This window comes from Spirillospora sp. NPDC048819, from assembly GCF_040650055.1.
Lineage (GTDB): Bacteria > Actinomycetota > Actinomycetes > Streptosporangiales > Streptosporangiaceae > Spirillospora.
The window spans coordinates 231,427-251,931 of record NZ_JBEZGN010000007.1 but is presented as its reverse complement, the minus strand read 5'-3'; the positions used below and the strand labels follow the sequence as shown (position 1 = coordinate 251,931).

Sequence of the window (20,505 nt, the reverse complement as noted above, 5' to 3'; positions counted from 1 at the left end):
GAAGTATGAGCACGCTCAGCAAGATCCTCACCGCGACGACCGCCGCCGTCGCCCTCGGCGGGGCCGCGGCCGCCCTCGCATCGCCCGCCTCGGCCGCGAGCCGCAACGGTGTCTGTGAGAGCGGCGAGTTCTGCTACTACTACAACAGCAACAACGCGGGATCGGTCTCGGACTTCACGGGATCGGTCGCCAACTACGGCACCGAGCAGCCGTCCTGCTACGACTTCAAAGGCCCGGGCAACGGCAAAGGCCTGTGCATCAAGAACGAGGCCGCCTCGGTCTGGAACCGCAGCAGCAAGACCGTCCGGGTCTACTACAACAGCAACTACGGCGGCACCTACCAGGACTTCAAGGCCGGCGCCAAAGGCAACCTCAACTCCAACCTGAAGAACCAGAACGCCTCCCACCAGTTCTCGCCCTCGTCGCGCACGAGGATGACGACCGGCCTGTACAAGGCGAGCGGCGGCCGGATCACCTGCGGCTTCGACGGCTACACCTCCACCCCCGGCCGGCACGAGGGCATCGACATCGCCCGCGGCATCGGCTCGAACGTGCACGCCCTCGTGAGCGGCAAGGTCATCTACATCGCACGCGGGTCCAACGGCAGCGGAGGACTCTCCACGATCTCCATCTACAACTCCTCGCTGAACAAGACCGTGATCTACCTGCACTCCGCCCCGCGCTCCTCGCTGGCGGTGGGCCAGTCGATCAGCCGCGGCCAGATCATCGCGGACGAGGCGTGGCGCGGGGTGTCGTCCAGTTCGGCCGCGCACACCCACGTCGAGATGCGCCTCGGACGGCAGACCCACGCGGCCAAGAGCGTCAACGACCCGCACCTGGACAACCCGAACCCGACCTCGTTCTGGCACGCCCGGGGCTACAACATCGCCTAGCGCGCCACGTCCCCCACCAGAACAGGAAGACGACTGTGTCGACACGAACAGCGCGACTGATCCCGCGGCTCACCGCGGCGACCGCCGCGGTGGCGCTCGGCGGGACGGTGTTCATCCCGGCGACGTCCGCCTCCGCGGCGAGCCGCGACGGCGTCTGCGACAGCGGCGAGTTCTGCTACTACTACAACAGCAACAACGCGGGGTCGGTCTCGGACTTCACGGGATCGGTCGCCGACTACGGCACACAGCAGCCGTCCTGCTACGACTTCAAAGGCCCAGGCAACGGCAAAGGCCTGTGCATCAAGAACGAGGCCGCCTCGGTCTGGAACCGCAGCAGCAAGACCGTCCGGGTCTACTACAACAGCAACTACGGCGGCACCTACCAGGACTTCAAGGCCGGCGCCAAAGGCAACCTCAACTCCAACCTGAAGAACCAGAACGCCTCCCACCGGTTCTTGAGCTCCGGATCGACCGGCTGCAAGACCGACGGCACCAACACCAAACTGCCCACGACGATCCTCGTGTACCGGGTCTCCCTCAACCGGGTGGACCGGGTGGCGTTCAAGACCTACGTCAAGAACGTCCTGCCCAACGAGTGGGTGTCGAGCTGGCCGCGGGAGTCCCTCAAGGCCGGGGCGATGGCCGTCAAGAGTTACGGCTGGTACTGGGCGCTGCACTCGACGCGCAAGACGTCGGACGGCCGGTGCTTCGACGTCTACGACACCACGTCGAGCCAGGTGTACAAGCCCGGCTCCGCGAAGGCGTCGACCAGCTCCGCGGTGGACGCGACGTGGGGCACCCGGATGACCCGCGGCGGAAAGATCCTCCAGGCCCACTACTGCTCCACGACGACGGCGTGCGGCGGATGGGTCACCGGAGACTGGATGTCGCAGTACGGCTCCCGCGATAAGGCCAACGCGGGCTGGGCCTACTCCAGGATCCTCAAGGCCTACTACAGCGGGATCGCCCTCTCCTGATCCCGCGCTCCCTGGTTCCCCGCCGCGCCCCGCCGCGGCGGGGAACTATCGTTCCTCGACGATGACCTGGAAGTTGACGGGCCGGTTTCCGGGAAACGCGACCTTTCCCGACGCGTCCACCATCTTGAACCGCACGTAGCAGAGGCCCGGCTTCTTCGGCGTGGTGATCTGGGTCCGGATGTCGACCATCTTTCCCGGCCGCGTGTCGTCGATCGGCACGTCGGAGATGGTCTGGCATTGATCGGCCTGCTGCGGGACGTCGAGGCGACGCAGCGAATACCCTTCCCACGGCACCTTTCCGGCGTTCTTGAGCCGCCACACCTTGGTCACGGTCGTGCCTCCGCCGACGCGCGTGCAGTCGGGCAAGGTGATGTCCGCTATGAACGCGGCCGCGTCGCCCTTGTGCGTGGGCGGCGCCGGAGGCGGATTGGTCGCCCGCACCGGGCAGTCGGCCGGCGACAGCGCGGCCTTCGACCGGCTGTCGACAGGCTTCAGCCCGTCCCCGCCGACCCCGGGGCCGCGAGTGACGGCGACCGCGACGACGATCGCCGCCCCCACGCCGACGACCACCGCGGCCAACGTGCCCAACCGCCCAACCCGAAACCGCCCCCGCGAGGCGGCAAGGCCCGACTGCCCATCGTCGGCGACCTCCTCCGGAGGCATGGGCACGGACACCGCGGTGGGCGACGGCGCCTGGGACGTGATGTCGACGTCCACGGGACGCGGTTCCACGGCGCTCGCGGCCGCGAGTTCGCCGGCCGGACGAGCGACCTCGGCCTTGCGTGCGCTCACCGACCTGACCGCCTGGTTCGCCGCCTCCCAGCGTCCGCGGAACGCGTCCGGATCCGCGCCGCACGCCTTGACGAACTCTGCGGTGGTCCCCCAACTTGGGAGCCGGTTTCCCTTCGTGGCCTCGTGCAACGTCGTGTGCGAGATAGCCCCGGATCGCCCGGACATCTCCCGGAAGGGAGGGTCGCCAACCGATTTGCGCAGTTCCCGTAGAGCCGCCGCGAAGTCCTCGATCGCCTCCGCCTGTGCACGCATGTCGTCCACCGGGTGAAGCTAACAGCGTCCCGGCCTCCCCTCAACCCTTGAACGACCTATTTATGATCATCCGCAAGCACTTAAATCCGGGGGAGACTCGCTTGTCCAGCGACGGTCAGATTGACCACCCCAGTTCATCGCCGCAGTCCAGCGCGCCCGCCGCCGGGTGACGTGCGAGAAGGGCCACTACGCCCCAGCCCGCGCTGCGCGCCGAGCATTTGGGCTACCCCGACGTCGTGACCGGAGACCTGTGCGCTCGTCAGCCTGCCGATCAGGTCATGGCCGAAGGACCTTTTGACGGACTGGCATCCGCCGACGCCCCGGCTTCCCTGGTGAGGCCGTCGAGGGGGTCGAATGAAGGGGCGGCGCTCATCCACACCAAACGCATCGACACGCGACGACATCGGGCGACATGGAAATGGGGCTCGACGCGGACAGGCCAGCATAGAATGGCACCGAAAGCACCGCCGCTGATACGGCAGTTTCGGCTTTTTAATCCGTAGGCTGTGGATTCGAGTCCCACGTGACCCACCACCCCTCACCAGAGCAAACGCACCCTGCCATGCCCGTCCGCGATCATGCCTGGCGCCGTCCTGAGACCCCCTTGGGGCCAGCGAGATCGCAGCCGCCAGGTCCAGCGCCCGGCGTCTGCCCGGTTCTGACGGCGGCAAGGCTGAACTCCCGCACTGAACTCCTCGCAACCGCCGCGGCTCGACGGACAAGGACAAGGAGCGGACGCTCCCACCTACTAGTTCCCCTTCAGGAAAGGGGTGATCAGGTGGTCAGCGGGCGGGCAGGGTGGGGTGGGGAGGCCATGGGCCGGGGCTGATCATGGTGTTGGTGATGGCCCAGCGTTCGTGGTCGCGCCAGGCGCCGTCGATGAACAGCAGGTCGGGTGAGTAACCCTCGTTGCGGAAGCCGAGGCGCTGGACGAGGTTGATGGAGGCGTGGTTGCCGGGCTGGATCTGGGCTTCCAGGCGGTGCAGGCGGAGTTGGTCGAAGGCGTAGCGGATGACCAGGCCAAGGCCTTCGGTCATGTAGCCCTGGCCGGCGGTGGGTGCGAACGCGGCGTAGCCGAGGGAGGCGCTTTGGAGGCGGCCTCGGATGATGCTGTTGATGTTGACTATGCCGGTGAGGGCTCCGGTCTCACGCAGGCAGATCAGCAGGCCTTGGGCGCTGGCATGGTCGAGCCGGGCTAGGAAGGCTTGGAACTCCTGTGATGTGGCGGGCAGCGGCATCCACGGATGATGCAGGCCGACGCTGGCGCGGACCAGGTCCAGGAACTGCTGTTCATCGCGGCCGGTGATGGAGCGCAAGGTCACCCGAGAGGTCTCGTCATTCCTTGCCGCGAGGAACGTCTCGATTTCGGTTTGTGTCTGTGTGAGACTCTCGCCTACCTCACTGCGGGCCATGCATAGACGGTATCGGCCGAGGCCAATGGGGTGCTCGTCATCGGTGTCGTCGGCACGGTAGGGCCGGCGTCGCCGCGTACGTCGGCCGCACGTTTCTGGGGCTGCAGGAGACCATCGCGACGCACATGCGGTCCTACTTCGAGCAGGCCCAGGAGACGTCCCGGTATCTGGTCGCGGAGAAACTCATCGAGCGGCTGACGCTCAACGGTGGCCACCTGGCCGAAATCAGAATGCGGCGTGGCGTGACCGTGGACATGATGGTGGGATATGGCTGCTTACGTTGATGATCCTGTCCGGCTGGGAGAGGTTCGTCTGTCTGATGGACGGTTGCTCGGCTGGGCGGAGTGGGGACCGCCGGACGGGGTTCCCGTGCTGCTGTGCCCGGGTGCGGCCACCAGCCGGTGGCTCGGCTTCGGTGCAGGTGCCGTTGAGGCGCTCGGTGTGCGCCTGGTCTCCGTGGATCGTCCCGGGCTCGGTGTTTCCACACCCGCACCCGGGCGGACCTTTTCCGACTTCGCCGGTGACATGCGTCGACTCTGCACGCTACGCGGGTTGGGGATTCCGGCCGTGGTCGCGAACTCACAGGGTGCGCCGTTCGCCATCGCCTGCGCTGAGGCGGGCGTCGCGTCGGCGATGGCCGTGGTCTCCGGCGCGGACGAGGTCGCCGCGCCGGAGTTCGCGTCCGCCCTGCCGGCGGACCTGCGCGGCCTGGTCGAACGGACCGCGTCCGACCCGGACGGCGCCGAAGAGTTCTTCGCCGGCCTCACCGCCGACGTCATGTGGGACATGGTCATGGCCGGAAGTCCGGAGTGCGACCTTGCCGTGTACCGGGATCCGGACTTCGCAGCCGCCTACCGCAGGGCCCTGGACGAGGGTTTCGCCCAAGGCGCCGCCGGTTACGCGCGCGATACGGTCCTGGCCATGGGACGCTGGCCCTTCACCCTCGACAAGATCACTGTTCCGGTCGACATCTGGTACGGCGAGCTGGACACCAGCCACTCACCCGACAAGGGAGCACTCCTCGCCACCCGCATGACCACTGCCCAACGCAGGGTGGTGCCGGGGATCGGCGGCGCGCTGCTGTGGACACACGCCGAAGCGATCCTCACATCGCTGCTCGCGAAGGCCGCCACCGACTAGATGGATGAGCTCGACCTCGCGATCATCGACGCGCTGATCTCCCGGCCGAGGGTTCGCTGGACGGACCTGGCCGTGCTGCTCGGCGCCTCGCCGACGACGCTGGCCCGCCGGTGGAACCGCATCGTCGACGGCGGGCTGGCGTGGGTCACGGCGTGGCCGGGGCCCGCGCTGTGGCCCGAACTGGGCATGGCGGTGATCCGCGCCGAACTCGCACCGCACGGGCGCGAAGAGGTCATCGACGCGATGGTGCGCCTCCCGCATTCGCTGACGGTCCAGGAGACGACCGGCAAGTACGACCTGTTCGTGCTGGTGCTGTTCCCGGACTGGGCGGCCCTGACCCGCTCCCTCAGCTCGCTGGTCGCGCTGGACGGCATCGCGGCGTCCCGCACGGAGATCTGCGGCCGCCTGTACGGATCGATTCAGTGGCCGCTGGGCGCGCTGAGCGGCGCGCAGCGGTCCGCGCTGGCGGAGTCGAGAAAGCCTCTGCCACTCGGTACGGCGGCGGAGGTGGACGAGAAGGGGCGCCGGTTGTTCGTGGAACTGTCCCACGACGGCCGGTCGACGCTGAAGACGCTGGCGGCCGCGTTCGGCGCCACGGCGGAGGCGGAGAAGCGCCGCCTGGACCGGCTGGTCGGAGCACGCCTCCTCGACATCCGCTGCGACATGGCGCGGGCGGTCGCGGGCTGGCCGGTCCTCGTCCTCGTATGGCTGCGCGTGCCCGAGAACTCCCTGCGGGAGGTCGCATCGAAGATCGCCGAGTGGCGGTGCTGCCGGCTCGCCGTGGAGATCAGCGGCACGTCCAACCTGCTGTTCGCGCTGAGCACGCATGAACGGTCCCAGGTCGGTGAGCTGCTCTCCGACCTGGAGGTTCTGGATCCCGGCCTGCGGCTGAACGAAGTCCAGTACGTGACTCTTCAGCGCAAGCTGTCCGGACGCGTCCTCGACGGCGAAGGGCGCGCCAGCGAGATCATCCCGCTCGACCCCTGGCACTCCACGGAGCCCTCGGGAAGCGCCGACGTTTCGTAATCCTGCGTTCGCCGCAGGTTGACGCGGTGTTTCGTGCATCGGGCGGCGTCTGAGCCGGACGGTACGGCGATCCCGGCGGTACCGGACGCGAGGCGTGGAACCTGGTGCGCATGGAGACAGTCAGCACGACCGGCCGCTGCATCGCCGTGGTCGAAGCGGTCGCGACCTCGCAGTTCTCCGACCGTGTGCGGCATCTGGCGTCGGCGCACCTCGGCCACTGGCGGGCCGAACAGCGGGCGGGCCGGCTGCTGTGGCGGCGCACCTACCGGCGCGTCCTGACGTACGCGGCCGGCGACGAGCGGGACCTGTGGAACGTCCTGCACCTGCACTGCCTGCCGGATTCGGCGGAGCCCTCACCGCCGTTGCGGCAGGTGTTCGACCCGGGCGCGGACTGCTGCGCGGACGGTGCGAAGCGGGCGGAGACGATGTCGGGCCCCATGTTGCACGGCGCCGCAGGCGCGAACGCACCGCTGGACCGGGTCACGGCCGTCGAGTACATCTCCGTGCCCGACAAGCACAGAGCGGAGTACGACTCGACGATGCGCCGGCACTGCACACCGGCCATGGCGGAGATGCTGCGGCAGGGGCACGCCCTGGAATTCCTGCCGCTCACCACCCAGGACGTCCTCTTCGCCGACCCGAGCCTGCCGACGTGGTCGGACATCCACCTGGTGGGAGTGGACGCGGCGACGCCCCCGGTGCGGTTCGAGCAACTGCTCGACCGGGCGCTCAAGACGGTCGATCCACGTTCCGGCGGCTGCGCGGAGGTGTTCGGACGCATCGCCGAAATCCGGACGAAACCGCGCTGGGACTTCTGCAGCGAGGTTGAGGAGATACGAGTATGACGAACAGTGGCGAGGAACGCCGTACCGACGGGTCCGGCCAGGAGCCGGCCATCGCGCCCGACAGGGTGCCACTGGCGCTCCTGCCGACCCCGCTGGTGCCGCTGCCCCGGCTGAGCGAACACCTGGGCGGGCCGCCGATCTGGATGAAGCGCGACGACCTGACCGGTCTCGCGCTGGGCGGGAACAAGGCGCGAAAACTCGAATACCTCCTCGCGGAGGCGTTGCGCGCCGGTGCCGACACCCTCATCACCGCGGGCGGTCCACAGTCGAACCACGTCGTGCAAACGGCCGCGGCGGCGGCCCGGCATGGCCTGGCGTGCCACGTCGTCCTCGGCGGGAAAAGGCCCGGACTGGTCGAAGGCAACCTTCTGCTCGACCTTCTGCACGGCGCCCACCTCCACTGGACGGACGAGGGCCCGCCCTTCACCGCCTCCCTGGACGCGCTTCAGGCCGAACTCATGGCGACGAGCGCCCGGCCGCACCTGATCCCCTTCGGCGGTTCCAGCGCGACCGGAGCTCTCGGGTTCGAGCGGGCCGCCGAAGAGCTGGCCGGGCAGATGACGGCGGCGCGCGAGACCGGGGTGACCGTCGTGGTGGCGTCCGGCAGCGGTGGCACACAGGCCGGGCTGGTGCGGGGCGGGCGGACCGCCTGGGCCCCTGGATCACGAACGATCGGCATCTCGGTGCTGCACCCTGCGGGGACGCTGCGGGGCATCGTCGGGCGGCTGCTGTCCGAGGCCGGCGGACCGGCCAGCCTCGCGGACGACCTCGCGGACGACATCGACGTCCGGGACGAGTACCTGGGAGGCGGCTACGGCGTCGTCAGCCCGCTGGAGGTGGACGCGATCCGCCTGGTGGCGCGGCTGGAGGGCGTCGTCCTGGACCCCGTCTACACCGGGCGCGCCATGGGCGGCCTGCTGGACCTCATCAGGACCGGCCGGGTCGACAGCACCAGGCCGCTCGTCTTCTGGCACACCGGAGGCCAAGGCGGACTCTTCGGCAAGACATCCGACCTCAACGATCACATCCCCCTCACAGAAACACAGTGAGAGAAATGCTTCGTCCCACCCTTGCCTCGGACCAAGCGGCCCCCACGGCGGACCCCCAGCTCAGAAGAGTCGTCACGGGCGCGGCGGTCGGCACCTTCGTGGAATGGTTCGACTTCGCCGTCTACGGCTACCTCGCCTACCTGATCGCCGGTCAGTTCTTCGCCCAGAGCGACCGCACCGCGGAACTGCTGGCGACGTTCGCGGTGTTCGCGATCGCGTTCTTCGCCCGGCCGCTCGGCGGCTTCTTCTTCGGCTACCTCGGGGACCGCTACGGCCGCCGGACGTCACTGGCGATCTGCGTCCTGATCATGTCCGCTTCCACGGGCCTGATCGGCCTGATGCCCTCCTTCGCGCAGATCGGGCTCTGGGCGCCGGCGCTGCTCGTCCTGCTCCGCCTCGCGCAGGGATTCTCCGCGGGCGGCGAGCAGTCCGGCGCGCAGACGCTGCTCATCGAGGCGTCCCCGGACTCCCGTCGCGTCTGGTACGGCAGCACCCTGCAGATCTCACAGTTCCTGGGGCAGTTGAGCGCCGCGCTGCTGGTCACCTTCCTCGCGTGGAGCGTGTCCACCCCGGACATGGAGTCGTGGGGGTGGCGCATCCCGTTCCTGGCCGCCCTCCCGCTGGGCTTGATCGGCCTATACATCCGGATGCGGATCCAGGACGGCGAGGCGTACCGCACGGTGGCCGCCGAAGGCCGCACGGCTCGTTTCCCCGTACGGGAGGCATTCCGCAGCCATGGCAGGCAAATGGCGACCCTGTTCGGGTTCTGGATCGCCATCCAGGTCGGTTTCTACCTGGCGTTCGTGTTCATGCCCAGCTACCTGATCGAACGCGGAAACATCGGGGACGGCAAGTCGCTGCTGGTCAGCTCCCTCTCGCTGGGGTTCCTGATCGTCGGCCTGCCGTTCGCGGCGCGGGTCGCCGACCGGATCCCCCGCCGGCGGGGACTGATGCTGCTGTGCGCCGGGCTCGCCGTCGTTCCCTGGCCCGCCATGGCGCTGGTCGGCGAGAACAACCTGGCGACGGTCATCGCCGCGCAGTTGCTCATGATGTCCCCGTTCCTCCTCGTGCCGATCGCCGGGGTGGTGACGGTGGAGTTGTTCCCGACCCGGGTGCGGTACACCTGTTCGGCCGTGGCGTACGGGACCTGCACGATGCTGTTCGGCGGGACGGCCCCCTACATCGCCACCTATCTCGTGGACAAGACGGGGCTCGTCACCGCCCCGGCCATCTACCTGACGTGCGCGTCGATCGTCTCGCTGACCGTGGTGCTGTGGGCACTGCCGGAGACGAAGGGCACCCCCCTCGTCCGGGACGAGGACACGCGCACGACAGAGAACGGAAAGGTCTGAAATGCGGATCGCGGTCGCGGGACTGGTGCACGAGACCAACACTTTCTCGCCGTTCCCCACCACGTACACCGACTTCGGCGATTTCAAGGGAGGACCGGTACTCCGCGGGGCGGACGTCCTGGCGAAGACCCCGCCGCTGTTCTCCCTCCACGGGTTCGCCGACGCGGCCCGCAAGGCGGGCGACGATCCGGTGCCCGTCTACCATTCGCTCGCCCAGTCCAGCGGACATCTGACCCGGGAGTGCTACGAGCGGCTCCTTGAGGAACTACTCGGCGCCTTGCAGGCAGCGGGGCCGTTCGACGCAGTCTTCCTGGAACTGCACGGGGCGATGGTCGCGGAGCACATCGCCGACGCCGACGCGGAGACGGCCCGCCGCGTACGGAAGCTGGTGGGCGCCGACGTCCCGATCGTCACCACGCTCGACCTGCACGGCAACACCTCGGCGGAGTTCGTCGAGGCGGTGGACGGCACCGTCGGGTACCAGACCTACCCGCACACCGACATGTACGCGACGGGCGCGCGCGCCCACGGGCTGCTCCGTGCGCGCGTTGCGGCCGGCGCGCCTCTCGCACGGGGCCACGTCGCCGTGCCCTTCCTGATGCCCATCTACCTGCAGTCCACCGACACCGAACCCGGCCGGACCATCTACGACCGCCTCCGTGAACTGGAGGCGGAGTGCCCTCCCGGGACCTTCCTCACCGTGATGATGGGGTTCTCGCCGGCCGACGTGCCGCACTGCCACCCCAGCGTCTTCGGGTTCGGTCCCGAGGCCGGGCCCCTGGAGGACGCCCTGGCGAGCCTCGAACGGGTGATTCTCGAAGCGGAGCACGCGTTCCGGGTGGATCTGCCCGACAGCGTGTCGGCCGTCCAGACCGCGCTGGCGGCCGGAGACGGTGGGCGAACCGTCCTCGCCGACGTTCAGGACAACCCGGGCGGCGGGTCGCCGAGCGACTCCCCTCAAATCCTGGCGACCCTGCGGAAACTCGCGGCGCCGCGCGCCGTGGTCGGCGTCGTCTTCGACCCGCAGTCGGCGCAGGCGGCGCACGCGGCGGGCGTCGGCGCGACCCTGCGGCTGGGCATCGGCGGGAAGCACCTGCCCGGGCACGAGCCGTTCGAGGCCGAGGTAGAGGTGATGGGCCTGCACGACGGCCCCTTCCCCCTTGAGGGTCCCATGCTCGCCGGCGGTGAACTCGATCTCGGGCGGATGGCGCACGTCCGGGTCGGCGGCCTCTCCGTCGTCCTCAGCAGCCGCCGCTCCTGGTACATCGAGCGGGCGTGTTTCGCCACGGTCGGCGCCGTCCCCGAGGACTACCCCCTCATAGTCGTGAAGAGCACCAACCACTACCGCGCCGACTTCGCGGGCATCGCCGACCGAGTGATCGAGTTCGCCGAACCGGCGGGCGTCCCGATGGACCCCACGAGCGTCCGCTACCGGCAACTCCGGCCCGGGACGCGGCTCTACGGCCATGGACCCGTATTCGGCGGTCGACCGTGAGCGGGGAGCGCGTCCCGTCCTGGCTGGACGAGGGGACGCCGGGCCTCTGGCTCAACCCCCGTGCGCGACACGCGGCCGAGGACGAGTGGGAGAACGGAACCGGCTACGAGGAGGCACTGAACCGGTTCCGCAACTGGCGGGGCTCGCTGGCGGAACTGCACCCCGACTTCGCACGGACGAACGGAACGGTGGACTCACCGCTGATTCCCGCGCGCCCGCTCCAGCCAGACCATCTCGACGGCGAAAACGGCACCCTCTGGATCAAGGGGGATCACCGCCTTCCTGTCGCCAGGTCGGTGAAGGCCCGCGGCGGCTTTCACGAGGTTCTCGAACACGCCGAGGCGCTTCTCGGTGCGACGCCCACCGGTGGCGAGTCGCTACGGCGGGCGCGCCGGGCACTCGCCCACCACAGGCTGGAGGTGGGCTCCACAGGAAACCTGGGCTTGAGCATCGGCATCATGGGGTCACTGCTGGGCTTCCAGGTGACGGTGCACATGTCACGCGAGGCCAAAGAATGGAAGAAGGAACGCCTCCGTAAGGCAGGGGCGAGGGTCGTGGACCACGACGGTGACTACGAACGCGCCGTTTCCGAAGGGCGGAAGGCAGCGGCCGGGGACGCCGACGCGCATTTCGTCGACGACCTCGATTCCAGGTCCCTGCTGTGGGGTTACAGCACGGCCGCATCGCTCCTCAAGGAACAGTTGCGGCGCGCGGGAACAGCGGTCGGCGAGCAGAATCCACTGTTCGTCTACATTCCGTGCGGGGTGGGCGGTGCCCCGGCGGGCATCGCCCTCGGCCTGCGGCGCGAGTTCGGCGGCGACGTCCACTGCTTCTTCGTGGAGCCGGTCCAGTCGCCTTCCGTCCTGCTCGGGTTGCTCCACGGCTCACCGCGCCCGGTCTACGACCACGGGCTGACCAACCGGACCGACCTGGACGGGCTGGCCGTGCCCCTCGCTTCCGGGATCGCGGTCGCCGCCGCGGGGCCCAGGGCCTCGGGGGTGTTCACCGTGACGGACGCGGACGCATTTCGCGCCGTCGCCCACATCCATGAGGCCGTGGGTGAACGTGTCGAGCCGTCGGCGGCTGCGGCGCTGCCCGGTCCGCGGATGCTGACCCGAACGCCTGAGGGCCGCACCTACCTGGAGCGGCACGCCCTCAACGGCCGTATCGACGACTCGACGCACATCGTGTGGGCGACCGGAGGCTCGGGAGCCCCGGAAGCCGAGTTCAACGCCTGGCTGAACGCCGCCGGAGGCGAACGGAAAACGCGGTGAGGCGCAGCACGCGCAGGAAGACGTTCGCGACGGGGTGAGGACCCACATTCCCGTGGGCCCTCACCCGTCTACCAGGGCAATGCCCCGTTCTCGTCCTGGAAGGTTCCCGTCGGTCCGTCAGCGTCGAGGGTCGCCAGGCCCACGACGACCTTGGCGCTCTCTTCGGGCGGCCTTCCGATTCCGAAGGCCGCAGTCATGTCCGTGGCGGTGGTGCCGGGTTCCAGCGCGTTGAACTTGATGCCCGGCTGGGACTTGGCGTACTGGACCGTCAACATGGTGGCCGCCGCCTTGGACGCGGAGTAGAGAGCGAACAACAGGTGGAACTCGGGCCGGTCGGGGTTGGTCACCGCCCAGAACGACCCGGCGCTGCTCGAAATGGTGACTACGGTGGGGTTCGAGGACTTGCGCAGCAGCGGGAGCGCCGCCTCCGTGACCCGCACGATCCCCACCGCGTTGGTGTCGAAGGCACGCAGCGCCGAGGGGCCGTCGACGTCTCCGGCCGCCAGGATGCCCGCGTTGTTCACCAAGACGTCGAGCCGGCCCTCGGCCGCACCGATCGTCGCAAGCGCGTTGTTCACCGACGCATCGTCGGTCACGTCGAGCCAGACGAATCGGGCGCCGATCTCCGCCGCCGCCTTCTCCCCCCGCTCGACGTCGCGCGCGCCGATGTAGACGACGTGGCCCAACTCCTGAAGCTGCTTGGCTGTCTCGAAACCGATGCCCTTGTTGGCCCCGGTGATCAGTGTGACGGTCATGTGTTCGCCTCCCGAAATATCTGGCCCGAGCGGCCGTTAGGCACGCTAGGCGGGGCCGCTCTCCGGTCCCAGAGCCCTGTCGAGCCTGGGGTGCGACAGGGCCCCCTCTACCGGCTTCACGGCGACTTAGGCTGGTCACATGAGCGAGAAACCGAACGCCCTCGGTGCGTACCTGCGCGCTCGGCGCGAGCTGGTGACGCCTGAGCAGGCGGGCATCCCCGACCTCGGTGTGCGGCGTGTGCCCGGCCTGCGGCGGGAGGAGGTCGCCATGCTCGCCGGCATCAGCGCCGACTACTACCTGCGGTTGGAGCGGGGCCGCGACCGCAACCCGTCCGTGCAGGTCCTCGAGGCGATCGCGCGCGTGCTGCAGCTCGACGACGACCATTTCGCCCACCTGCTGACCTTGGTCGCCGAGGCGCCCCGTCAGCGCAGACGCCGACCGCGCAAGGAGACCGTGCCGCCCGGCGCGCTCAAGCTCCTGGACTCCCTCGTCCAGCCCGCCTTCATCGAAGGCCGGTACTTCGACGTCCTGGCCTCGAACGCGCTCGCCAGAGTCCTCGATCCCCGGCTCGTCGTGGGCGGCAACCAGCTGAGGGACATGTTCCTGGACGCGGGCCAGCAGCGACTGTACCCAGAGTGGGAGAACGTCACGGAGTGCTTGATCGCCAACCTGCGGCAGTCCGTGGGCAACGACACCGACGATCCCCGCTTCGTCGATCTCGTCGGAGAGCTCTCACTGGCAAGCCCTCTATTCCGCCGGCTCTGGGCCCGGCATGAAGTACGCGGACAGCGCGGGACGCCGATCCGGCTCGATCACCCGCAGTTGGGAGAACTCACCCTCAACAGAGAGCGGCTGAGCGTGGGCGGGGCCGAGAACCTCAAACTCGTCGTGTACCACCCGGACCCCGAATCCGACGACGCGGACAAGCTGACCCTCCTGGCCTCGGCGGACCTCCCCGCACGAACACCGGACGCCCGGGGTTCCGCCGCTCCGATACGTGAGGCGGACGGCGCCGCGTTCGGGTGAACCCGTTCGGGCGCCAGATGCGACGCACGGCGCGATCGCGCAGGAGCAGCATTTCAATCAAGGTTTTGGGGTGGAGGCACCTGTGACAACCATCGGCATCATCGGCGCGGGCGAGGTCGGAAGCCAGATCGCGCGCGCGGCGACAGCGAACGGGTACAAGGTCGTCATCGCCAATTCGCGGGGGCCCGAGACCCTGAAAGACCTCATCGACGAACTCGGCCCGTCGGCGCGTGCCGCCTATGCCGCGGAGGCCGCGGCCGCGGGTGATTTCGTGGTCATCGCCGTCCCCCTCAAACTCGTCAACGACATGCCCGTCGAGGAACTCGCGGGCAAGGTCGTCCTGGACACGAACAACTACATGAGCTGGCGCGACGGCCACTTCCCGGTCATCGACTCCGGCGAGAAGACAGTGCACGAACTTCGCCAGGAGCAGCTCCCGGCGTCGAAGGTCGCCAAGGCGTTCACCCACATCCAGGCCCCGCGCCTGTTCAGCGCCGCCCGCCCGGCAGGCGACCCGCGGCGGCTGGCGCTGTCGGTCTCGAGCGACTACCCCGAGGCCGTGGAAATCGTCACGCGGCTGTACGACCAATTCGGGTTCGACACCGTGGACAACAGCCCGCTGAGCGAATCCTGGCGTACCGCTCCCGGCCAGCCCGCGTGGGTCCATCACGCGCGGCAGAATCGTGAGGAGTTGGCTCTCAACCTGAGACGAGCGAAGCCCATCATCTCGACGTGAAATGGCGGCTGCGGCCCAGGCGGTATCGATCGCGCGGCACCGCGACCGGATCCTGGGCGCTGCACCGTCGGGCTCGGCCGACGCAAGCAGGTGTGCGCGCTCCCGGCTGGGTACACCCGCCCTGTTCAGCGCCTTACACATCAGGCCGCCAGTGAGAACAGCCGTTTCACCATCACCTTCCGAAGGGAAAGAGATCATGGGATTCATCACCGTCGGGAACGAGAACAGCACCCCCGTCGAGCTCTACTACGAAGACCAGGGCGCGGGTCAGCCCGTCGTCCTCATTCACGGTTATCCGCTGAACGGTCACAGCTGGGAGCGCCAGACGCGCGAGCTGCTCGCCGCCGGATACCGCGTCATCACCTACGACCGCCGCGGCTTCGGCCGGTCGTCCAAGGTCGGCACCGGCTACGACTACGACACGTTCGCCGCCGACCTGAACACCCTGCTGGAGACCCTCGACCTCCGCGACGTCATCCTCGTCGGATTCTCGATGGGCACAGGAGAGCTCGCCCGCTACGTCTCGCGGTACGGCCACGAGCGGGTCGCCAAGCTGGCGTTCCTCGCCTCGCTGGAGCCCTTCCTCGTCGCTCGCGACGACAACCCCGAGGGCGTGCCGCAGAAGGTCTTCGACGGGATCGAGGCCGCGGCCAAGGGGGACCGCTACGCCTGGTACACGCAGTTCTTCTCCGACTTCTACAACCTCGACGAGAACCTCGGTGTCCGGATCAGCCAGGAGGCGGTCACCGGCAGCTGGAACGTCGCGACCTCCAGCGCTCCGGTGGCGGCCCACGCGGTCGTCTCCGCGTGGATTGAGGACTTCCGCGCCGACGTCGAGGCGGTTCGCGCGAGCGGCAAGCCGGCCCTGATCCTGCACGGCACCGCCGACAACATCCTCCCCATCGACGCCACGGCCCGCCGCTTCCGTCAGGCCCTGCCCGACGCGCAGTACGTCGAGATCGAGGGCGCCCCGCACGGACTGCTCTGGACGCACGCCGATGAGGTCAACGCCGCCCTGCGCTCCTTTCTCAACTGAGCTGCCAGGCGCTGCGCCCACGCAGGTGAGTGCTCCGGGACGGGGAGCACTCACCGGCCCCGGGATCAACCGGCTCAGGCGAAGCCACGCGGTCGCCGCCATCAACGAATGGCTGTGACCAGCGCATTCTCAGCCATGCCTATCCGCCTTGCACGATCCGGCCCGCCGGAGTTCCGTAGTACCAGTGCCGCTCGGCCGGAGCGGGAGGCAGGGCGCCGGCAGCCAGATCGACCAGAGCCTCTGCCAGTTCTACAAGCGGAGCCGCGTTGATGTGCTCTGCACCGCGCAGGAAGCTCGTCGCACTCTCCTCCAGCTCGGGCCAGGTCGAGACTTCGGCTCGGTCCACGCCGCCGCGGGCCTCGATCCGGCGAGCCGCCTCCACAACACAATGCAGGAGCATCTGTCGCCGGTCCTCGCCGAAGTCGTCCAGCAGGACTGCGGAACCGCCGCCCACCAACGCGTGCGTACGGAGATCCTGCTCCAACTCCGGCCACCACGAGGGCCGGAGGTCCGCCGGCGCCTCAGCACCGACTCGCGCCGCCTCGATGAAGAGAACCCTGAGCGCCACGTCATAAGCCCACAACATCGCACCATCGAAGATCACCGGCACTGTCCTGCTCAACGACACTCCTCCGCAGCCGATTGCTCCCGGCGCAAATCATGGCCGATCCACCCTGGGCGAGTGCGGAATCCGCCGTCCTGGTCCACATCGGGGACGAAGTACAGCGCGCCATCCCCGTGGGCGATCTCGCCGCTGCGGGCGTCAGACGACGGCGATGGCGTCGATCTCGACGAGGAACCCGGGGCCGAGACCGGAGACGAAGTGAACCGTGATCGCCGGCGGCGGGTCGGCCGGGTTCCACACCTGCTGGAAGGCGGCCACGCCCTCCTCGACCGAGTTTCCTTCCACGACGGCGATGCGCCAGTGCACGATGTTCGCCAAGGTCGCCCCCTCGCTCTCAAGGATGGTCGCGATGTTGCGGAACGCCTGGCCGGCCTGCTCCCCCAGCGTGGGGCCGACGACCTTGCCGTCGGCGTCGACGCCGTTCTGCCCGCCGATGTAGATGGTCTTCGCCGGCTGTTCGACCACGACGGCCTGGCTGAAGGCCGGACTGCGGTGGAGCCCTTCGGGATTGATGTGGCGTGTGCTCATGGTGAGCTCTCCTCGGACGACGACACCGGTATAAGCGGTTTCATACGACACCAGTTATACTGGGTTCATGCGAGGGAACGCAACAGGACGCCTACTGCGCGACCCCAAGGGAGGGTCGTTCTGGTTCGACGCCGGCGCCGTCTGCCTGGACTTCGCCCACACCGGCGGCGAGGGCCAGTACACGAAGTTCGAGCGCCTCCACGAGCCCGGCGACCTGGCCGAATGGTTGGCCGAGCCGCCGCTGGAGGCGGTCGTGTCGGTCCCCGTCACGGCCGGCGAGCTGACCGCGGCCAAGTCCCTGCGCCAGGCGATTTGGGACGCGGCGCACGCCCAGGCGGCGCAGCGCGCCCTCCCCACCCAGGCGGTGGCGACCATCAACCAGGCCGCGGCCGCCGCGCCGCTCGTCCCAGAGCTGTCAGCGGACGGCACGACCGCGGGGTGGGCGACCCCGGTGCGGACACCGCAGGCGCTGTCGACTCTGGCGCGAGAGGTGATCGAACTGCTGTCCGGACCGCTGTCCGGACGCATCCGCGAATGCGCGAGCGACACCTGCCCGCTGGTCTTCGTCGACTCCTCCCGCCCCGGCGCCCGGCGCTGGTGCTCGATGGAGCGGTGCGGCAACCGCCACAAGCTCCGCGCTCTTCGTGCCCGGCGAGGCACAGGCCCCTGACGCACCGAGTGGCACCTGGCCTGCATGCAGGGTCAGTGACCTGGCGTCGCTGGCAATCACCACCGAGTGCCTCACGCTCGATCACGTCGAACCACCACGGTGCGGTGCCGCAGATCGCGTACGAGTGGGTGAGCCTGGCCCGCCTCGCCCGGCTTGTACCGCAAGTTGGCCAGAGGCGGGCCCCGGGTCACCTAATCCCAGGGGATGGGACGGGTTTCGTCATGTTCCCTGTGGTGGCCTCATTTCGATGCCGTAGCGCGCGCCGACCGCGATGATCCTGTCGACGTCGGGCGGTGACGTCGCGGGAGGCAGCTCCCTTGCCGTTGCCGGTTCCCCGACCTCAGCGAAGAACTTGTCGATGTCGTTGCCGGGCAGGTACTCGACGAGCACGCGGCAGGTGCTCGTCGGCTCGAAGTTCTCCCACGTTCCCGCGGGGACGTAGAAGAAGGAGCCCGGCTCCCCCTCCAGCGTGTCGTCGCCGATGTGATAGCGGAGCGTGCCGTCCAGGACGTACACCGCTTCGTTCCCCGGGTGCGTGTGGGGCGGCGGGCCCATCCCCGTCTGCAAGGTCATGTGCATGACGACCAACTCGCCGTCGGACTCCTCACTCGACACTTTGACCTCGTACAGACCGCCAAGGACCCAGAAGGCCTCTCCTACGGCTGGTTTGCGTGCGACTACCGTGGCTGTCATGTGAACCCCCTTGATCACATTCCCGCCTCATCGCCAGGGCGCGGGGCCCTCTTCCATGACACGCCCCACACCCGCAAGCGTCAAGGGAACGACCGGGGGGCGGCCCGCTGCAAGATCATCGCACCACGAGATCATTCGCGAGCCGGTGCGCGGCCGCCATTTCGGATTGGCCGAGGCCAGCGTCGTGAGGCGTTTCAGATGGGGCCAGGAAACGCCATGAGGTCAGAAATCGAACGGAAGTTCAGCGGGTGAGGGTTCGCAGGGTGAGGGCGGTCAGTGAGGTCTCCACTTCGTCCTCCTCGGTCAGGACCGCCGCGCGGAAGACGCGTGAGGACATCATCGACAAGACCCAGCAGGCGCCGACGCGGGGATCGAGGTCCGCACGGACGTCGCCGTCAGGCCCTCTCGGCCCGCGCGCCGGCGGCGTCCGGCAAAGGACGCGACCCCGGCCCGGACGATGCGTCCCGGACGCCGGGTTCACGGTGCGCGGCGGCCAGGGCGGCGAGGGCCGTGGTGAGAGGGACGGCCGCGATGAGACCGAGGGTGCCCGCGACGCTGCGGACGATCTCCTGGGCCACGGCGGGGTTGGTGAGCACCTCACCGGAGGACCGGCCGCCGATGTTGAACAGCAGCAGAAGCGGAAGCGACGCCCCGGCGTAGGCCAGGACGATCGTGTTGATCACCGACGCGATGTGGGAGCGCCCGACACGGGCGGCGGCGCGGTACAGCTGCATGAAGGTGTATGAGGGGTTGGCCCGGGCGAGTTCCTGGACGGTCATGGCCTGCGTCACGGTGACGTCGTCGAGCACCCCCAGTGAGCCGATGATGATGCTGGCCAGCAGCAGCCCTTGCGTGTTGATGCCGTAGTCGATGTCCAGGAACAACGAGCTGTCATCGATGATGCCGGTGAGCCGGGTCAGGTCGATCGCCACCACGGCCAGCACACCGGTCAGCGTGAGGCAGCCCAGCGTCCCCATCACCGCGACCGACGTCGCGACGCTGATCCCGTGGGTGAGATAGAGAACCGCCAGCATGATCGCCGCCGCGCAGACGATCGCCGCCGGCATCGGCGGGCGTCCATCGATGATCGCCGGGATCAGGAACAGCAGGAGCAGCGCGAAGGTGACGGCCAGCCCGATCAGCGCCGTCAGGCCGCGCCAGCGTCCGAAGGCGATCACCGCGAGCACGAACGCGGCCGCGACCATCCACAGCGCGTTGGACCGGTCGTGATCGGACAGCTGGTAGGCGGAGCCCTCTTCGGCGCCGGGGAGGCTGACGAGCACCACGTCGTCCCCCACCTCGAAGACCCGGTTGCCGGGGCCGCTGGGCAACTCCGTCCGGACTGCGCGCCCGTCCTGCGGTCCCGACGTCAACTCGACGACGGCCTCGCCGCATCTCCTGGGGTCGGCCGGCGCCCGATCCCCCTCGGTCTTCTGGTTCCCCGGCGCCGCCCCCGGAGTGACCTGGGCAGGGCATGGCTTGAGGTCGATCCGGAGCACCGTCCCGGTCTCCCTGGCCTGCTGCGCAGACGCCGCCTGCGGCGCACCGGATCCACTCGGCCACATCCACGCCAACGCGACGACCGTGACGACCGCGAGCAACGCGATCACGACGAGCATCACCCGGACGGTGCGCTGCGAGGCGGACCCGCCGCCGGACTCGTGCGAGTGGGAGGCACCCATGCCAGATCGGATCCTCTTTTAGCGTTGGGGGCTGTACTGGAGCGCCGGGCTTGGCGGAGCTTCCGGAAGATTACCGCCGAGAACACCTGCATCCGCCCCACCTGCGCCGACGGCCAGCACCGATGCGACCTGATGGCCGACGAAGCCTCGACGGGGACGGCCCTCGCCTCGGAACCGGATGCGGTGAACACGATCTCGTGGGGACGGCGCCGATCAGGACCGCGACCTGTGCGCGGTCGTCCGCCA

Annotated in this window: 21 protein-coding genes; 14 read left to right on the top strand and 7 right to left on the bottom strand. The window is 68.9% G+C overall.

The genetic code is table 11. The annotated features are described in order from the left end of the window. Positions 1 to 5 precede the first annotated feature (5 nt). Positions 6 to 893 carry a peptidase inhibitor family I36 protein gene (locus AB0C35_RS13340; RefSeq protein WP_358454307.1) on the top strand — a complete coding sequence of 296 codons (888 nt, stop codon included), beginning with the start codon at positions 6 to 8 and terminating at the stop codon, positions 891 to 893. Positions 894 to 928: 35 nt separating this feature from the next. Next, complete coding sequence (locus AB0C35_RS13335) at positions 929 to 1,870, top strand: SpoIID/LytB domain-containing protein (RefSeq protein WP_358454305.1); 942 nt, start codon at positions 929 to 931, stop codon at positions 1,868 to 1,870. Positions 1,871 to 1,915: 45 nt separating this feature from the next. Here AB0C35_RS13335 and AB0C35_RS13330 read toward each other — a convergent pair whose 3' ends face one another. Together AB0C35_RS13330 and AB0C35_RS13325 are read right to left on the bottom strand one after the other, a co-directional pair. Beyond that, on the bottom strand, positions 1,916 to 2,587 hold the full coding sequence (locus AB0C35_RS13330; RefSeq protein ID WP_358454303.1) for an NBR1-Ig-like domain-containing protein: 672 nt from the start codon (positions 2,585 to 2,587) through the stop codon (positions 1,916 to 1,918). A gap of 1,109 nt (positions 2,588 to 3,696) precedes the next feature. Next, entirely contained in the window at positions 3,697 to 4,326 is a 630-nt protein-coding gene (locus AB0C35_RS13325; RefSeq protein ID WP_358454302.1) for a GNAT family protein, read from the bottom strand. A 125-nt stretch (positions 4,327 to 4,451) separates the two neighbouring features. Here AB0C35_RS13325 and AB0C35_RS13320 point away from each other — a divergent pair, with 125 nt between their 5' ends. The 8 genes from AB0C35_RS13320 (at position 4,452) to AB0C35_RS13285 (ending at position 12,507) form a co-directional block, all read left to right on the top strand. Then, positions 4,452 to 4,610: a hypothetical protein gene (locus AB0C35_RS13320; RefSeq protein WP_358454300.1), complete on the top strand. Its 159-nt coding sequence runs from the start codon at positions 4,452 to 4,454 to the stop codon at positions 4,608 to 4,610. Further along, the gene (locus AB0C35_RS13315; RefSeq protein WP_358454298.1) at positions 4,594 to 5,466 is read left to right on the top strand and encodes an alpha/beta hydrolase; all 873 of its coding nucleotides are present in this window, start codon (positions 4,594 to 4,596) and stop codon (positions 5,464 to 5,466) included. The genes AB0C35_RS13320 and AB0C35_RS13315 overlap by 17 nt, the downstream gene beginning before the upstream one ends. Beyond that, positions 5,467 to 6,492: an Lrp/AsnC family transcriptional regulator gene (locus tag AB0C35_RS13310; protein ID WP_358454296.1), complete on the top strand. Its 1,026-nt coding sequence runs from the start codon at positions 5,467 to 5,469 to the stop codon at positions 6,490 to 6,492. It abuts the gene before it with no gap. 110 nt (positions 6,493 to 6,602) lie between these two features. Continuing rightward, on the top strand, positions 6,603 to 7,337 hold the full coding sequence (locus AB0C35_RS13305) for a hypothetical protein (protein ID WP_358454294.1): 735 nt from the start codon (positions 6,603 to 6,605) through the stop codon (positions 7,335 to 7,337). Beyond that, positions 7,334 to 8,386: a D-cysteine desulfhydrase family protein gene (locus AB0C35_RS13300; RefSeq protein WP_358454291.1), complete on the top strand. Its 1,053-nt coding sequence runs from the start codon at positions 7,334 to 7,336 to the stop codon at positions 8,384 to 8,386. The genes AB0C35_RS13305 and AB0C35_RS13300 overlap by 4 nt, the downstream gene beginning before the upstream one ends. A gap of 5 nt (positions 8,387 to 8,391) precedes the next feature. Further along, entirely contained in the window at positions 8,392 to 9,738 is a 1,347-nt protein-coding gene (locus AB0C35_RS13295; RefSeq protein ID WP_358454288.1) for an MFS transporter, read from the top strand. A gap of 1 nt (position 9,739) precedes the next feature. Further along, positions 9,740 to 11,233, top strand: coding sequence for a M81 family metallopeptidase (locus tag AB0C35_RS13290; protein ID WP_358454285.1), 1,494 nt, complete (start codon positions 9,740 to 9,742; stop codon positions 11,231 to 11,233). Beyond that, entirely contained in the window at positions 11,230 to 12,507 is a 1,278-nt protein-coding gene (locus AB0C35_RS13285; protein ID WP_358454283.1) for a D-serine ammonia-lyase, read from the top strand. The genes AB0C35_RS13290 and AB0C35_RS13285 overlap by 4 nt, the downstream gene beginning before the upstream one ends. Before the next feature lie 68 nt (positions 12,508 to 12,575). Here AB0C35_RS13285 and AB0C35_RS13280 read toward each other — a convergent pair whose 3' ends face one another. Further along, entirely contained in the window at positions 12,576 to 13,262 is a 687-nt protein-coding gene (locus AB0C35_RS13280) for an SDR family NAD(P)-dependent oxidoreductase (protein WP_358454281.1), read from the bottom strand. A 139-nt stretch (positions 13,263 to 13,401) separates the two neighbouring features. Here AB0C35_RS13280 and AB0C35_RS13275 point away from each other — a divergent pair, with 139 nt between their 5' ends. The 3 genes from AB0C35_RS13275 to AB0C35_RS13265 all read left to right on the top strand — a co-directional run bounded on the left by AB0C35_RS13275 (position 13,402) and on the right by AB0C35_RS13265 (position 16,061). Beyond that, positions 13,402 to 14,289, top strand: a complete 888-nt coding sequence (locus AB0C35_RS13275; protein ID WP_358454279.1) for a helix-turn-helix transcriptional regulator — start codon at positions 13,402 to 13,404, stop codon at positions 14,287 to 14,289. Continuing rightward, positions 14,261 to 15,025, top strand: a complete 765-nt coding sequence (locus AB0C35_RS13270) for an NAD(P)-binding domain-containing protein (RefSeq protein WP_358454276.1) — start codon at positions 14,261 to 14,263, stop codon at positions 15,023 to 15,025. The genes AB0C35_RS13275 and AB0C35_RS13270 overlap by 29 nt, the downstream gene beginning before the upstream one ends. A gap of 196 nt (positions 15,026 to 15,221) precedes the next feature. Next, positions 15,222 to 16,061 (top strand): alpha/beta hydrolase, encoded by an 840-nt coding sequence (locus tag AB0C35_RS13265; protein WP_358454273.1) that lies wholly within the window; start codon positions 15,222 to 15,224, stop codon positions 16,059 to 16,061. Between the two features lie 139 nt (positions 16,062 to 16,200). On the opposite strand, the gene AB0C35_RS13260 is transcribed toward AB0C35_RS13265, so the two are convergent. After that, complete coding sequence (locus AB0C35_RS13260) at positions 16,201 to 16,683, bottom strand: hypothetical protein (RefSeq protein ID WP_358454271.1); 483 nt, start codon at positions 16,681 to 16,683, stop codon at positions 16,201 to 16,203. A gap of 141 nt (positions 16,684 to 16,824) precedes the next feature. After that, positions 16,825 to 17,214, bottom strand: a complete 390-nt coding sequence (locus tag AB0C35_RS13255) for a RidA family protein (protein WP_358454269.1) — start codon at positions 17,212 to 17,214, stop codon at positions 16,825 to 16,827. A gap of 67 nt (positions 17,215 to 17,281) precedes the next feature. On the opposite strand from AB0C35_RS13255, the gene AB0C35_RS13250 reads away from it, so the two are divergent. Continuing rightward, positions 17,282 to 17,884, top strand: a complete 603-nt coding sequence (locus tag AB0C35_RS13250; protein WP_358454266.1) for a CGNR zinc finger domain-containing protein — start codon at positions 17,282 to 17,284, stop codon at positions 17,882 to 17,884. Positions 17,885 to 18,103: 219 nt separating this feature from the next. Here the strand turns inward: AB0C35_RS13250 and AB0C35_RS13245 are convergent, their stop codons facing one another. Both AB0C35_RS13245 and AB0C35_RS13240 read right to left on the bottom strand, forming a co-directional pair. Continuing rightward, positions 18,104 to 18,595: a cupin domain-containing protein gene (locus AB0C35_RS13245; protein ID WP_358454263.1), complete on the bottom strand. Its 492-nt coding sequence runs from the start codon at positions 18,593 to 18,595 to the stop codon at positions 18,104 to 18,106. 377 nt (positions 18,596 to 18,972) lie between these two features. Then, a complete protein-coding gene (locus AB0C35_RS13240; RefSeq protein ID WP_358454261.1) occupies positions 18,973 to 20,259 on the bottom strand; it encodes a YibE/F family protein in 1,287 nt (428 codons plus the stop codon). Positions 20,260 to 20,505 lie beyond the last annotated feature (246 nt).